The following is a 307-nucleotide window of genomic DNA, read 5'->3' on the forward strand; positions in this document are numbered from 1 at the left end:
TTTTTAAACCAAGTTCGATTATAATAATTTCTCGATGCGGTGTTCCCATATGGAAGAGGAGCATAACCTGATAGGGTAGCAATTTCACTATTTTGCATATCTATAAGGTCAAAGGTATCTGTCTTTAAAAGAACACTATTAAAAGCTTCCATGTTCTCTATGGTATCATCTAAACTCTTGACTGCTTCACTATAGCTCGCCTTCACACTATCCAAACTAGGATTCGTTAACGTCAGAATATCACCAATCCCTGCATAGATAATTAGTGCCTCACTTGAAATTTTATTCAAATCATTAACAGGATCTT

1 pseudogene is annotated in these 307 nt (G+C 35.2%); it reads right to left on the bottom strand.

What is annotated here, in order from left to right:
- Positions 1-307 (bottom strand): annotated as a pseudogene (locus tag HMPREF2613_RS00710) (LXG domain-containing protein); the annotation flags it as partial.

Origin of the sequence: Streptococcus sp. HMSC070B10 (assembly GCF_001808665.1) — a bacterium.
Taxonomy (GTDB): domain Bacteria; phylum Bacillota; class Bacilli; order Lactobacillales; family Streptococcaceae; genus Streptococcus.